This is a genomic window from Nocardia sp. bgisy134, assembly GCF_965341865.1.
Lineage (GTDB): Bacteria > Actinomycetota > Actinomycetes > Mycobacteriales > Mycobacteriaceae > Nocardia.
Map to the genome: position 1 here is coordinate 1 of NZ_CBDQZP010000035.1, position 12,359 is coordinate 12,359.

Sequence of the window (12,359 nt, forward strand, 5' to 3'; positions counted from 1 at the left end):
ACCGCCGTCGACGCGGCCGGACCGGCGGGCGCCCACCCACTTTCGATCCAACCGCTTACCGTCGCCGCAATGTCGTCGAGCGTTGCTTCAACCGGCTCAAGCAGTATCGAGCTATCGCCACCAGATACGACAAAACCGCACAGTCCTACCGAGGCATGCTCGACCTGGCCACCCTGCTCATATGGCTTTGAGGACACTTCCTAGTACGGATCGCTTGGGCGCACCCGACGATTCCGCCCGCTCTGATCGAAGCCGCGCATATGGCTTTCGAAGGTCAGCTCAACGGCTCCAATGAAGACAACGGCCTGCCCTCGTTCATGCGTGGGAAGCACAGTGAATCGCCCCAGTGAGTCGGGAGACTTACTGGGGGATCCAACCGCCTCGACGTAATCCGCTGCCAACAGCATGTTGGCGGCCTTCGCGATGACTTTCAGCGTGATGCGTGGCCGTTGTCGGCGTAGCTCACGGAGCTCGGCTGCACGCGGGCCATCCGGGCAAAATCCGCGACGTCCAGTCGTAGTGGTCGACAGGTGCTTCTTGGCGTCAGCTGGGAGTAGTCCATGCCCAGTTCGACGTCCGTTCAATGGGCGATCCGGTGCCCGCAGAGCCTGCAGGTCACCGTCACCACCGGCCCGCTCTGTGACCACAGTCCAAGATCTTCTGATCTGTCACGACCCGCGGCTGAAGTGCGGGACACCGAAATCGACTGTGACACTTGTCGGGGGGTGTTCAGCCGGTGATGGTTTCGGCGTGAGTGGTGGCTTCGATCGGTTCGTCAGTGTGCCCAACGGCCCGGTGACCGGCCGCGCGGCTCCGGGGCGGGACCTGCTTGCTGCCGCGCGTCACCCTTACCCGCCTCAACGCTCGAACATGGGTATGGCCCATTCCGCAAAGATCGGCTGTGTAGTATGACCCCTCCTTTTCACGTCGTTGTCTCCGCTGGACCATCCGAGCCGCTGCCGGGCTGTGGCTACCCTGCCGACACCATTGGTCGGCAGCTGGAGAATGACATCTATCCATCCGGCGCCTCGGAGCGTGTATGTCTCAACGTCGATCGGCACGGGAGCGGTTGCGGACAGGGCGACCGAGTCCGGTCCGGATACGGCGAGACCAGCTCTTCTGACCGCAACGCCATAGACGTGCTCCAGCTCGGGACTCATTGCCTTCCTGGTGTCGTCCCAGATGAGGTGGGAGGTGAAGTCGACGGTGTCGGCGACGAACCGATGGTCGCCGTCGGTGACGAATTCGATCCTCCATCGATGGCGGGGAAGGAGAGCGCGGGCCTCAGAGTCGATGAAGAGCTCTGCTTGGAGGGCCAGGACGCGTTGCCCTTCTATGTACTGCGGGTCCCCGGCACGGTCACGTGACTGCGCCAGGCGAAGGGTCAACTTCGGCTGGAGCAACTCAAGCTTCGGGGCTGCGACCGCGGCGCTCAGTAGAGACAGCAGCTCGTGCCGTTTCGCAGTACGCAGCAGCGTTCCCTCGCGCCATGGAACCTCGCGTGTGACACCTGCTACGCCGTTTGCCGTCACGACATACGGTGACCGATCGGTCTCGAAATACAGGCACATCAGCAGGCCGTGAGCGGTAGGAACGGACAGTGTCCTCACGCTCGGTACCACACCATCGGCGAATTTAGATTCGACCGAACCCCACCAGTTCGCCGGATCAGTGCTGTCCAGAGGAACCACCTGGTGGTTGTTCTCGTCCAGCCCGATCAGCCACATGACGCCTTCGCCGCGAGCGGCGTTAGCGAGCCCTGCGATCCGGCGAGCAGCTTTGGCCGTATCGTGCACCCACTCGGCCTTGCACTCGACAAAGTCGTCTTCGACTTTGCCGCCACTCACAACGCGTTCCGCGATTTCCAGGGCACGGGCCTCGATCTGCTGCCGACTCTTCACAACCGACCACGGTACGTAGGCCGCGCCTGGAATGCCCGAGAGTTTCGAAGCCCATGTTCCAACCCAACATCTACACCGCCCGATGGGCGAGTACTGGCTGACCGGCAGGCTGTCCCCTCCACCCTGGTGAGTTCGCGGCGGCTCGGTGGCGCCGAGAAAGGAACCCACCGGAATATGTGAGCTGGCAACGCAATTCGATGTTCCCGGAGCGGGCAGCGTTCTTCCGAAACTGATCGGCGCCGCAGTGGTCTGGCCTATCGTTGGTCTGGTCTGGTCTGGTCTGGTCTGGTCGGGTTGTCGGTTGGGGTGCGGAGGCGACAGGTATGACCACTCTCAAGGATCTGTTTCTCGATGTGATCGAGGACGCCAGACACGTCCAGACATGGGCGGAGGCGGTCGATCTGCACGAGCACACCAAGACGCTGGTCAGCGACTTCGGCACGAAGCAGGGCCTGTACTCGGCCGACGAGCGCCTCGAGCTGATCAAGCTGCGCAACGAGGCGCTGGCCAAGGTCCGCAACGTCCTGCATTTGGAGAGAATCGAGCGCGATGTCGCCGCGGCCGCCGAGGCTCGGCAACGCCACGCGGTCGAGCGCGTCGAACGTCTCGAGGCGATCGAGCGCGAACTCGCCGCGGCCGAGCGGGAGCGAGAAGCCTTGGAGCAGAGCCAATCTCGCAGCATTCGCGGGCACGCCTTCGAGGGCCTGACCGGCAACGCCATCTCCCGTGCGCGGGAGTCTCTGCACGAGCGCGAGCGGTAGACGAACTCCTCGGGCTTGTCGGTGGGCTCTGGCAGGATGCACGGCCATGACGGCGATGGGGGAGCGCGAAGATCGGCGGGGCAGTCTGTGGACGGGGGAGGACTACCAGGAGTTCTTCGCCGCGTTGGAGACCACGGCGACCGATGAACAGATCGCTGCCCAGCTGGGCCGAACGCTGGGTGGGGTGCGGGCCCGCGCGAAATTCGTTCTGCTGGACGGATATACCGGCGCCATCGCGATGCGCAAGCTGCGCGAGATGATCACTCAACCGGGCTTCGATGGTGAGGCCCTGGCCCGCGAGGCGCACGCGGCCAAGGGCTTCCCGTTCTGGGACGCCGCCTCCGACGAGCAGCTGATCCTGGCCTGGGCACGGACCCCGGCCCCGGGCATGGCCGCACTCGTCGAACGGTTCGGCGTGCCGGAGCGCGACATCGCGCGCCGCTGCATCTGGTTGGGACTGGCTGCCTCCACTGCTGAGGTCGTCGACCACCTCGGTGCCGAACCCGGCAAAGTCCTCGACACGTGGGCGCGCATGGCCCGCGACAGTACGAGCGTCGCGGTCGGCGTGCTGGTCGTGACATCAAGTCAGGGCACGGTGCTGCACCTGTCGCTGCACACCGACATCGACGCCGCGGCGCAGGCCTGCGCCGAGCTCGACGAGTCCACCCTCCCGGGGCCGCCAGCGGTATGGACGATCGCGACCCGCATCGTCGATGAGGGCTCGATCAGGGAGATCGCCACCGGCGCGTGGGCCGAGCGGCACCGGCTGCGAGATGCCGCCGAGCCCGCGCCGGTCAAGGCGGGCCCGACACGTCGTTGGCAGCCCTGGTGGCGGTTCTTCCGGCGCTGAACCAGAGGGCAGGCCACCACCTATTGCAACCCAGTTGTCCTGGGGTGCATGCGTCCTGAGCGTTCGTCCCGAACCGAATTCGGCAACTAGGAGGACTCGGCAACCGGGTGGACTACGACCTGGCCGTCGGCAAGTTGCAACATCGCCTTGCGGTCGGCGTGCGCGATCAGCGCCCACACAACCTGCTGGGCGAGGTCGCTGGCCTGCTCCTCCGACTCACCCCGGTGCAAGGTGTACGCGACAGGATCGAGGTCACCGTCCCCCGACTGCTCATAAGAGCGCCAACTCCCCGTGGTCAGGGTGGTACGAACCACGACATCGAACTTGGTTGTTCACTGCCCGGAAGGCGAATCGACGTCGATCACCACAAACCGGGACGGATCGCGATCGGCGGCGTTGACCAGGATTGGATGCAACCAGCGCACTTCGGCTACCCGCTGCTCTTTCGGGCCGGTCCAGTAGGTGTGCCAGTGCGCTTTGCGGATGTGGGCGCGAACGCGGGATCCCGATTCTCCGCTTGAGGTTGCCGAGGCATCGCGGCTGGCTGCGTGCAGTTTGGGGCCGATGTCGAAACCTACGTCGACCACGGTGTTGGGCACCAGCCGTTGCCGACGCTTCTTCTTTCCAGGCGTCAGCTCGGTTCGGGCGCCGATGTCGGATCGTCCGCTGCACAGGTACAGCAGCAGGCTGACCGCGAGGCGGAAGGCATTGCGCTGCGCACCGTTTTCCCGTGCTTCCGGATCGGTGGTGGCGATCATCTGGCCAGCGGTCTCGACCATCTCGTCGACGGTGTAGCGGTCACCGAGGCAGGGGATCCGGATGCTGTACTCCCGGTACTCGGGCTGTGTTTTTCCGATGTAGTGGACTCGGCCGACCAGCGCAACGTTCAGTAAGCAGAGATCGGGGTCGGATGTCGAGCACAGCGTGAGACCGCGGCTCAGCCCTGTCACCAACATGCCTACGTAGACCGCAGGCTTGGCCATCCCACTCGAATCGGCACCATGAGGAGCCGGGATTGGGGTCGGGAAGGCGACGAAAGGGTCTGGGTGGGGGAGCCGAGTGAATACCTCGCAGGGGATCGCAGCACCGGGTTCGGTGTCGGCGAGGCTGGCTGCCAGGTTGGGGTGCACGCGGTAGACGACTCGATTCCGCTGCCACACCTTGAGGCTCTCGATTCCGAGGAGGATGATCATCGCCTGGTCCACGGCCGCGAGCCCGTCAGGACCGAATGAGCGGGCCAGCCGGTTCTTGTGCTCGACGCCGAGGTCGCTCTTCCAGAGCAGGGGAGCAACTTGGTCGAAGAGGGTGGCGACGGGTTGGCTCTCGCGCAGAGACGCGATCCACTCCCCCTGGCCCTTCTCGTAGGCGTCCGCAAGAGCCGCCGCCTGCTTCGCCGTCTGGACCTGCGCTGTGTCCAGCGAAAGCGGCAGGGTCGGTGCAGGTTTGATGTGCTCGGCCATCCTGTCATCTTGGCGCGAGGTGGCCAGTTTGTGCGCGACGGCCAGGTGCTGGCTGGCGGCCACGATGTGGCGGGCGACCATCACCGAGACCGGGGCGGGCACCTGCGCCTCGGCGAGGGAGTCCAGATCCGCCTGTCGTAAAACGATCTTGGGCTCAAGTGGTCAATGCATCACCGCGTGGATGATCATGTTGTGTGGAGGGTGTGGTGCGGGATTACGGGTTGTCGGCGGGTCAGCAGGATGACGCGTGGCGGCAGTGGCGTGCTGGTGAACCATTCAGCGTCATCGCGCGATCGGCCGGTGTGCCGGTGCATCAGGTGCGGCGGTTTTGGCCCAGACCGGTGGCGTCCGACAGTCGGCGTTGCGGCGTCGCAGCATGCATCTGAGCTTGGCCGAGCGGGAGGAGATCTCTCGGGGCCTGGCTGTGGGGTGCTCTGCACGTGCGATCGCCCGCTGGTTGGGTCGTCCTTCGTCGACGATCTCCCGGGAGGTTTCCCGCAACGGCGGACGGGAGGGCTACCGTGCGACGGCCGCCGATGCCCAGGCCTATCAGAAGGCTCAGCGGCCCAAACTGTCTAAGCTGTCGCAGGATTCGAGGTTGCGGATGCTGGTTTAGCAGAAGCTGATGATGTGGTGGTCTCCGGAGCAGATCGCGGGGTGGCTGGCACGATGTTTCTCCGGCGACCCGGGCATGCGGATCTCCCATGAAGCGATCGACTTGTCGCTATTCGATCCTCGTCGCCGCAAGGCGATCGACCGGGGACTCACCCGGCCGCTGCGCAGCGGGCGGGTGATGCGCCACCCCAAACGCGTGCGCCGACCGGACGGGCGAGGGGTGATCAAGGATCTGGTTCCGATCAGCGAGCGCCCAGCCGAAGTCGAAAACCGTATGGTCGCTGGTCACTGGAAGGTGACCTTCTCATGGGATCACGACCATCGGCCATCGCAACACTGGTTGAGCGAACCAGCCGCTTCACAGCCCTGGTGGCACTGCCCGACGGAATCAAAGCCGACCAGGTCACCCCGCACCTGACGCGCTACCTGCTCAACCTCCCGGCCCCGATGCGACGCACCCTGACCTGGGACCGTGGCCGAGAGATCGCCGGCCACAAAGCTATTACCGAGGCAGCGACTATGCCGATCTACCTGTGCAAACCGCGCAGCCCGTGGCAGCGCGGCACCAATGAGAACACCAATCGACTGCTGCGCCAGTATTTGCCCAAGAACGCCGACCTGCGTCGGTTCAGCCAGGCAGACCTCGACTCCATCGCCGACGAACTCAACCACCGGCCTCGCAAGATCCGCGGCTTCCGAAGTCCCGCAGAGGTTTACGCCGCGCACCTCAGCGACGGGCGATCATCTTCTCGTCATTCCGTAGTAGGGGGGTGCGATTCATCCCGGCGGGTGATGTCCGCTTCAATCGACTGAAGATAGCGTCGCTTCATGCGCGAAGCACGGGGGGCATCGGCAGCGAGATCACGCCTCGACCGGTACAACAGAGCACAACTCATCCTTGCCGTGTCAGGAGCAGCCATCACGCTGGTCGGTTGCAGCTCTAGCGGCCCGTCGACCGGTCCGGGCGGCTCGTCGACCATCGAGCGTCCGATCGAATGCGGTGCCCTTGTGACACCACCGCGCAGCTTGGATCCCGTTGAAGCCGCTGAGTATGCCCGCCGCCTGCAGGAACAACGACGTATATGCGGTTCACCATCATCGGCACCATAGGAGCACAAGTTCCAACCAACCCGACGAGACAAGCCGCCTGAGCCGCATCGGTCTACGCTGAGCACCTCAGCAGCGGTGATGCGCTGACCATTTGAGCCCAAGATCGTTTACCGACAACCGAGATTCGCGCGCCGAGCCCCCTTCAGTCGAAGGCCGCCGACGACCATCATTCGATGCGATACCGAGACATGCCCATGCTCATTCGTCGTTGGCGGCGCCGGAGTGAAGTTCGAGCGCGGCATCCTGGTCGAATATGACACCGTGGCCGTATGAGCGTCAAAGACCGGGTCATCGGGTACGGCTACGGAGCCGCGTGGTCACTGATCAGGGCCCTGCCGGAGAGAACGGCCTACCGGCTGTTCGACCGCATCGCCGACCGTCTCTGGGAGCGGCGCGGCGCCCAGGTTCTGCAGTTGGAGACGAACCTGCTCAGGGTCCTGGGCAAGGACACGACGCCGGAGCTTCTCGCCGAGACGTCCCGCAAGGGCATGCGATCGGCGCTGCGGTATTACAGCGAGGCATTCCGGATGAACGGGTGGGATCGGAGCCGCATCCTGGACAGTGTCGACATCGCAGACGAAGACCGTGCGCGCGTCGCCGAGGCGGTCCGCTCGGACCGCGGCGTCGTCCTGGCGCTCGGCCACACCGGCAACTACGACCATGCCGGAGCGTGGCTCATCGCGACGCACTCGATCGAGTTCACCACTGTCGCCGAGAACCTCGAGCCCGAAGCGGTCGCTGAACGGTTCTGGGACTACCGCCGCAAGCTCGGGATGGAAGTGCTGCCGCACGACGGCGGACCATCGGTATTCGGGACCCTGGCGCGGCGGCTTCGGGAAGGCCGCATCGTCTGCCTCGTCGCGGATCGCGACCTCGGCGCCTCTGGGATCCCGGTGGAGTTCTTCGGCGAAACCACACGGATCGCCGCCGGACCGGCGGCGCTCGCAGTACAGACCGGCTGCGGGCTGCATCCGGTGAATCTGTGGTATCCGGGTCCGGGTCGGATGGGCATCAGGGTCCATCCTGAGATCCCGGTGCCGTCCGAAGGCACTCAGCAAGAGAAAATCGCCCGGATGACTCAAGCGCTCGCAGACGCCTACGCGGAGGGCATCGCCGCCCACCCTGAGGACTGGCACATGTTGCAGAAGTACTTCCTGGCCGACCTGAATCCTGCGCATTCGGATTCGAGACTCGCTAACCGAACCGGAACCAGCCACTGAACACCACTTCGAACATCACTGAAGACGACTTCGAAAGCTGACAACGGCTCCCTGCACACCCTGTGATCGATGACGACCGCAGCGAACCCAACACCCTGTTTCGTCTCTAGCCTGCCGAACAGGTGGTGTGGGCCTACCTCGGGGAAATCCAGCGCGTCCTCGCAGGATCGGAGGCGTTCGCGGTGTTCTGCCACATCGACTACGCCGTGCGCGCTTGGCCGATCGCCACGGCCGGTCCGTTCGACCCGCGCAGGTTCGAAGAAGGCTTCCGCACGGCGATGCGAGCCATCGCCGTTAGCGGACGGGCACTCGAGATCAACACCCGCCACCTGCGGCCCTGGACACCTCAGTGGTGGGCAGAAGAAGGCGGCCGCGCAGTCACCTTCGGCAGCGACGCCACGTCCCCGAAGCACTCGCCGACAACTTCTCCGAGCCGTCGCCATGATCGCGCACTGCGGATTCCGCCCCGGACGCCAACCCGAGGACTTCTGAACCCGATAAAGTCCGCTTCCAAGACAGCAGACGCGCACTGACGCCGCATCTGCAGTGCAGTGATGCACTGACCCTTTGAGCGCAGCCCTCGTTTTCCGAACATCGGACCCCCGGTTTATCTGAGGATGAGGGTGAGCGCGGAGCCGCCCGCGGAGCGTGGGGCCGCGATGCGCTCGGCGGGGTGGATCCGATCCTGTTCGACAGCGGTCTCGGTGGTGGCTGGGACATCGCGCGGCATGCCAGCGGCCGGAACGGCATCGACCTCGCCGGGTATCGCGATTGTGGTAGTGCGGGGCTGGACATGCAGGTGGTTCCCGGGAGGTCTTGTGTGATGGTTGTCGATGTCGGTGACGGGCTGGATATCGACACGGGTTCGGACCGGTGGGCCGCAGGTGGGGTGGTCACGGGTTTGTCTCCCGGTGCGGTCAGGATCCGGGGCTCGCGGGTGGATTGCGTGGAGGTACGGCTCTCCCCGGTGCAGGTGTATGAGTTGTTGGGTACGGCGGTTTCTTCGGCTACGGCTCCGGATGAATTGTGGGGCGAGCCGGTGCGCAGGCTACGCGAGCAGCTGGCCACCGCGACTTGGGATCAACGGTTCACGCTGACCGATGCGTTCGTGATGCAACGCTTTTCGTATCGGCCCGCACCTGAGGTGGTGGCGAGTTGGGAGCGCATCCTGGCCAGCCATGGCCGGGTGCACGTCGGTGAGCTGGCCCAGATGTGCGGATGGAGCCGGAAACGGTTGTGGTCCAGGTTCACCGCCCAGATCGGCGTCACGCCGAAGCGTGCCGCGATGCTGGCCCGGTTCGATCGTGCGGTGAAGGCGCTCGGCGCGGGGATGGCGGCGGCCGAGGTCGCTGCCCGCCGCGGATACGCCGATCAGTCGCATCTTCACCGCGAGACCGTCCAGTTCGCCGGCCGAACCCCAGCCGAGCTGGCGGGGGAGGGGAATATTCGTTCAAGACGGGAACCCCTCCACTACCGATAGTCGTGGGCATGGACATGGAGTTTGTCGACGAGGGTCGTGGTCCGGTGATTCTGATCGTGCACGGCGGTATGGGTGACAGCTCGGCTTGGGCTCGCGTGGTCCGCCCGCTGACGAACCGCTACCGGGTGATCCGACTGCACCGCCGCCAGTATCGCCTCGACCTGGTGCGGGCCGAGCCGGTCACCATCGCTGAGGAAGTCGATGACGTGCTGGCACTGGCAGGCACCGTCGGGGAGCCGGTTCTGCTCGTCGGCCACTCGTCGGGTGGTGTGATCGCCTTGGAAGCCGCCGCTGCTGCGCCCGCATTGTTCGCGGGACTGTTCGTCTACGAACCGCCGGCGGTGATCGGCGCACCGTTAGGCGGTCGCCCGCTGTGTGCGGCACGCGCCGCGGCCGCCGCAGGAAAACCCGGTAAGGCCATCGCGATCTTCGAACGTGACATATTCGGGGCGGGTCGAGTTGCGAGGACAGTGTTTCGGATTGTGGTCGCTGCGGTGCCGCAACTGCGGGCATATGTGCCGCGCCAACTCGATGACGTCGCGGCAATCGACTCCCTCGGCCCGCGGCTGGACTCCTATGCTGCGATCGAGCTGCCGACGGTCCTGCTCGGCGGAGATCGCAGTCCCGCCCACCTCGGCGAACGGATCGACGCCCTGTGCGATGTCATGCCGAACGCGCGGAAGATCGTCATGGCCGGGCAGGCGCACAACGCCAACGACTTCGCGCCACGCAGACTCGCGCGGCTCGTCGAAGGTTTTGCGGCGGAGGTGGCAGCCGAATAGACTTGCTCCCCAGGGGCTTTTGGCATGGTTCTATGTCGCTATAGGCATTTGGCAATGTCAGGAGCCGAAACAAATCGCTGACGGTGAAACTGTTCATCCCCATCCACCTCGTTCTGGAAAGGCTACCGCGGAGAGCACGACAAGCCCGCCGAAGCCGTCGACGCCGCAGGAGATCGACTCTCCGCTGTGGCCGTCACATCCGCCGGAGCTCGAAATCCACCCGGACTCAGACGACATCAACGGATGAGACCACGGGCGTCGTAGCGCTGCGATTCTCTAAACGCACAGGGCTGTCAGTTCCAGGTGGTGATCGGGTTTTGACGCCGCGGAACGGTTTTGCCGACCAGTTCGGCGGTGAGTTCAGGATCGTCGACCAGCCGCCCCTGTAATCCGTAGCGACCCTCGAAAGGCCCGATGTATCGGTCGATTCGGATCACCGCGCGAGTGATTCCGGCGTGGGCGACCACCGCGTATTCGATGTCACGCCAGCGAGGAGACTCTGGGTTGAACTTCCAGAACACACGAGCCGAGTCCAGCAGCTGACTGTCGGCCATGCCGTCGAAGAATCCGTGGCCGGAGCGAGTGTGGATGCTTCCGCCCCAGGGGGTTTCGTCCCACGAGGCTGAATCGTCCACCCACCTGCCAAGGCTTATCAGCATCACGCGCCGAGACGTCGACAGCTCGCGCGGCGGTACATCCTCCGAGCGAGCCTCGGACTCCGCAGAACGTGACTGTCCAAGGACCACCGGGCCGCGCAGCTTTTCGCTGGGGCCTTGGGGGGTGCGATGCCCCGCGCGTTGCCACCAGGTAGCGGCCTCTGGGACTTGGCCGCGATAACGGAGTCGGATCGCCAGGTTGTGCATCGCGTCGGGGTGGCCGGACTCGGCAGCTCGCTGATACCAGGCGACGGCATCGTCGAAGTTGCGGGTTTTGTCGAACATGACGGCAAGGTTGTACATCGCATCGGTGTCACCTCCTTCAGCGGCGCGATACCAGCTTTCCAGTTCGGCACGGTGACTCACGTCCGTTTCGATGCTCGGCATGGTCGCGATACCGGCGATGGGTGGGCGGTGCACGGGTGGGATAAATAGGCGCAGGCCACCGGCGATGTCAACGCTTCGCCGGTGTGGCCGGGGATAGCCTTTTCGGAACAGATTCCGGTCAAGTTCCACGTAGAGCTGGTCGAGTGTGCGGCTGGTGTCCCTGGCAGCGTCGAGCAGCGCCGCAGTAAATGCGGTGTGGCGGTGGCCTTCTGGCGCTTCCGAAGGTTCGTTTCTGGCCGAGGACGCGATCGTATAAGTACCGTGGATGTCGACCTGGCCCTCGACGAGGGTCGAGGTCGCACTCATTGCTTCGAAAGCCCGGCCGGAGAAGCAGCAGTCCAGGATCAAGATACGGGCACGGGCGGGACTTACAGAGAATTCGCGGCGCAGCCGATCGAACGGTATACCGTTCCACTCGATGTGATCGCGGTTGCTGGCAGGCAGCGCCAAGTGCAGTTGCCCCCGACTGTCCAGCACGCCATGTCCGGCGTAATACAAGATGAGGACATCGCTAGCTTGCTTGGCCGCGGCTCTGATCGCCGCTCCGACCGGTACGGCGTCGCTGGGATCGTGCAGGACGGTGCAGTGGTCGGCGGCCAGCGCGCCGCCGGTGGGCGCGGTCAGGAGTTCGGCGAGGTCCGCGACATTGTTGGCGGCAGCCGGAATATCTGGAAGCTCAGGGTTGGTGTACCTGCTCACCCCGATCAAGGTGGCGCGCCAGCCGTTTCGGTTCATGTCCGAGATCACAGTGGGTCGACCGGCCTTTCGATCATCTGCTGCACTGCCTGGGTCACTTCGGGGAGTTTGATTCGTTTGGCGTCGATGGTGATCTCGGTGTTGTTGTCCCGTTTGAGGGTGATGGTGACCTCGGAACGGCGGACGGTGAACCATGTGGTCAGCGATCGGGCCAATGCCGTCGCGATGCCACCCGCACCGACAGCGACGACCAGGGCTTCGGTGAGCTCACCCATCTGCCCGGGGCGAATCTGGTTCGATGGCAGGCTCACCCGGCCGCGTAGCTCGTCATCGTCGTTGAACCACTCGTAGAGCCGGAAGAGTTCGTCGGCGCCTCCATCGGTGCGGATTGTCAACTGCCCCTGAGGTTCTAGCATGGCGTCCATCCTTCATCAATTAGCC

General features: G+C 64.6%; 12 protein-coding genes and 1 pseudogene. 8 read left to right on the forward strand and 5 right to left on the reverse strand.

What is annotated here, in order from left to right; all coding sequences use genetic code 11:
- On the forward strand, positions 1–191 hold a 191-nt coding region (locus tag ACRWNM_RS35425; protein ID WP_431972530.1), incomplete at its 5' end, for a transposase.
- A gap of 666 nt (positions 192–857) precedes the next feature.
- On the opposite strand, the gene ACRWNM_RS35430 is transcribed toward ACRWNM_RS35425, so the two are convergent.
- Positions 858–1,901, reverse strand: a complete 1,044-nt coding sequence (locus ACRWNM_RS35430) for a hypothetical protein (RefSeq protein WP_431972531.1) — start codon at positions 1,899–1,901, stop codon at positions 858–860.
- 323 nt (positions 1,902–2,224) lie between these two features.
- Here ACRWNM_RS35430 and ACRWNM_RS35435 point away from each other — a divergent pair, with 323 nt between their 5' ends.
- A complete protein-coding gene (locus tag ACRWNM_RS35435; RefSeq protein WP_431972532.1) occupies positions 2,225–2,662 on the forward strand; it encodes a hypothetical protein in 438 nt (145 codons plus the stop codon).
- Positions 2,663–2,708: 46 nt separating this feature from the next.
- Positions 2,709–3,512: a hypothetical protein gene (locus tag ACRWNM_RS35440; protein ID WP_431972533.1), complete on the forward strand. Its 804-nt coding sequence runs from the start codon at positions 2,709–2,711 to the stop codon at positions 3,510–3,512.
- Positions 3,513–3,598: 86 nt separating this feature from the next.
- On the opposite strand, the gene ACRWNM_RS35445 is transcribed toward ACRWNM_RS35440, so the two are convergent.
- Both ACRWNM_RS35445 and ACRWNM_RS35450 read right to left on the reverse strand, forming a co-directional pair.
- Positions 3,599–3,826, reverse strand: coding sequence for a hypothetical protein (locus tag ACRWNM_RS35445; protein ID WP_431972534.1), 228 nt, complete (start codon positions 3,824–3,826; stop codon positions 3,599–3,601).
- Positions 3,827–3,844: 18 nt separating this feature from the next.
- Positions 3,845–5,074, reverse strand: coding sequence for a hypothetical protein (locus ACRWNM_RS35450; protein ID WP_431972535.1), 1,230 nt, complete (start codon positions 5,072–5,074; stop codon positions 3,845–3,847).
- Between the two features lie 104 nt (positions 5,075–5,178).
- Between ACRWNM_RS35450 and ACRWNM_RS35455 the strand changes: the two are divergent.
- The 5 genes and pseudogenes from ACRWNM_RS35455 (at position 5,179) to ACRWNM_RS35475 (ending at position 10,179) form a co-directional block, all read left to right on the forward strand.
- A pseudogene (locus ACRWNM_RS35455) lies at positions 5,179–6,400 on the forward strand (IS30 family transposase).
- A gap of 566 nt (positions 6,401–6,966) precedes the next feature.
- Complete coding sequence (locus tag ACRWNM_RS35460; RefSeq protein WP_431972536.1) at positions 6,967–7,917, forward strand: phosphatidylinositol mannoside acyltransferase; 951 nt, start codon at positions 6,967–6,969, stop codon at positions 7,915–7,917.
- 122 nt (positions 7,918–8,039) lie between these two features.
- The gene (locus tag ACRWNM_RS35465) at positions 8,040–8,450 is read left to right on the forward strand and encodes a hypothetical protein (protein ID WP_431972537.1); all 411 of its coding nucleotides are present in this window, start codon (positions 8,040–8,042) and stop codon (positions 8,448–8,450) included.
- A 140-nt stretch (positions 8,451–8,590) separates the two neighbouring features.
- Positions 8,591–9,397: a helix-turn-helix domain-containing protein gene (locus tag ACRWNM_RS35470; RefSeq protein ID WP_431972538.1), complete on the forward strand. Its 807-nt coding sequence runs from the start codon at positions 8,591–8,593 to the stop codon at positions 9,395–9,397.
- 8 nt (positions 9,398–9,405) lie between these two features.
- A complete protein-coding gene (locus ACRWNM_RS35475; protein ID WP_431972539.1) occupies positions 9,406–10,179 on the forward strand; it encodes an alpha/beta fold hydrolase in 774 nt (257 codons plus the stop codon).
- A 293-nt stretch (positions 10,180–10,472) separates the two neighbouring features.
- On the opposite strand, the gene ACRWNM_RS35480 is transcribed toward ACRWNM_RS35475, so the two are convergent.
- Positions 10,473–11,957, reverse strand: a complete 1,485-nt coding sequence (locus tag ACRWNM_RS35480; protein ID WP_431972540.1) for a caspase, EACC1-associated type — start codon at positions 11,955–11,957, stop codon at positions 10,473–10,475.
- A gap of 8 nt (positions 11,958–11,965) precedes the next feature.
- Positions 11,966–12,334, reverse strand: a complete 369-nt coding sequence (locus ACRWNM_RS35485; protein WP_431972541.1) for an effector-associated constant component EACC1 — start codon at positions 12,332–12,334, stop codon at positions 11,966–11,968.
- Between the last annotated feature and the right edge of the window lie 25 nt (positions 12,335–12,359).

What these genes read in the sequence shown, in the direction of transcription:
- ACRWNM_RS35435 (WP_431972532.1), top strand. Translation starts at nt 2,225, where the DNA reads ATGACCACTCTCAAGGATCTGTTTCTCGATGTGATCGAGGACGCCAGA.
- ACRWNM_RS35440 (WP_431972533.1), top strand. Translation starts at nt 2,709, where the DNA reads ATGACGGCGATGGGGGAGCGCGAAGATCGGCGGGGCAGTCTGTGGACG.
- ACRWNM_RS35460 (WP_431972536.1), top strand. Translation starts at nt 6,967, where the DNA reads ATGAGCGTCAAAGACCGGGTCATCGGGTACGGCTACGGAGCCGCGTGG.
- ACRWNM_RS35475 (WP_431972539.1), top strand. Translation starts at nt 9,406, where the DNA reads ATGGACATGGAGTTTGTCGACGAGGGTCGTGGTCCGGTGATTCTGATC.
- ACRWNM_RS35480 (WP_431972540.1), bottom strand. Translation starts at nt 11,957, where the DNA reads ATGAACCGAAACGGCTGGCGCGCCACCTTGATCGGGGTGAGCAGGTAC.
- ACRWNM_RS35485 (WP_431972541.1), bottom strand. Translation starts at nt 12,334, where the DNA reads ATGCTAGAACCTCAGGGGCAGTTGACAATCCGCACCGATGGAGGCGCC.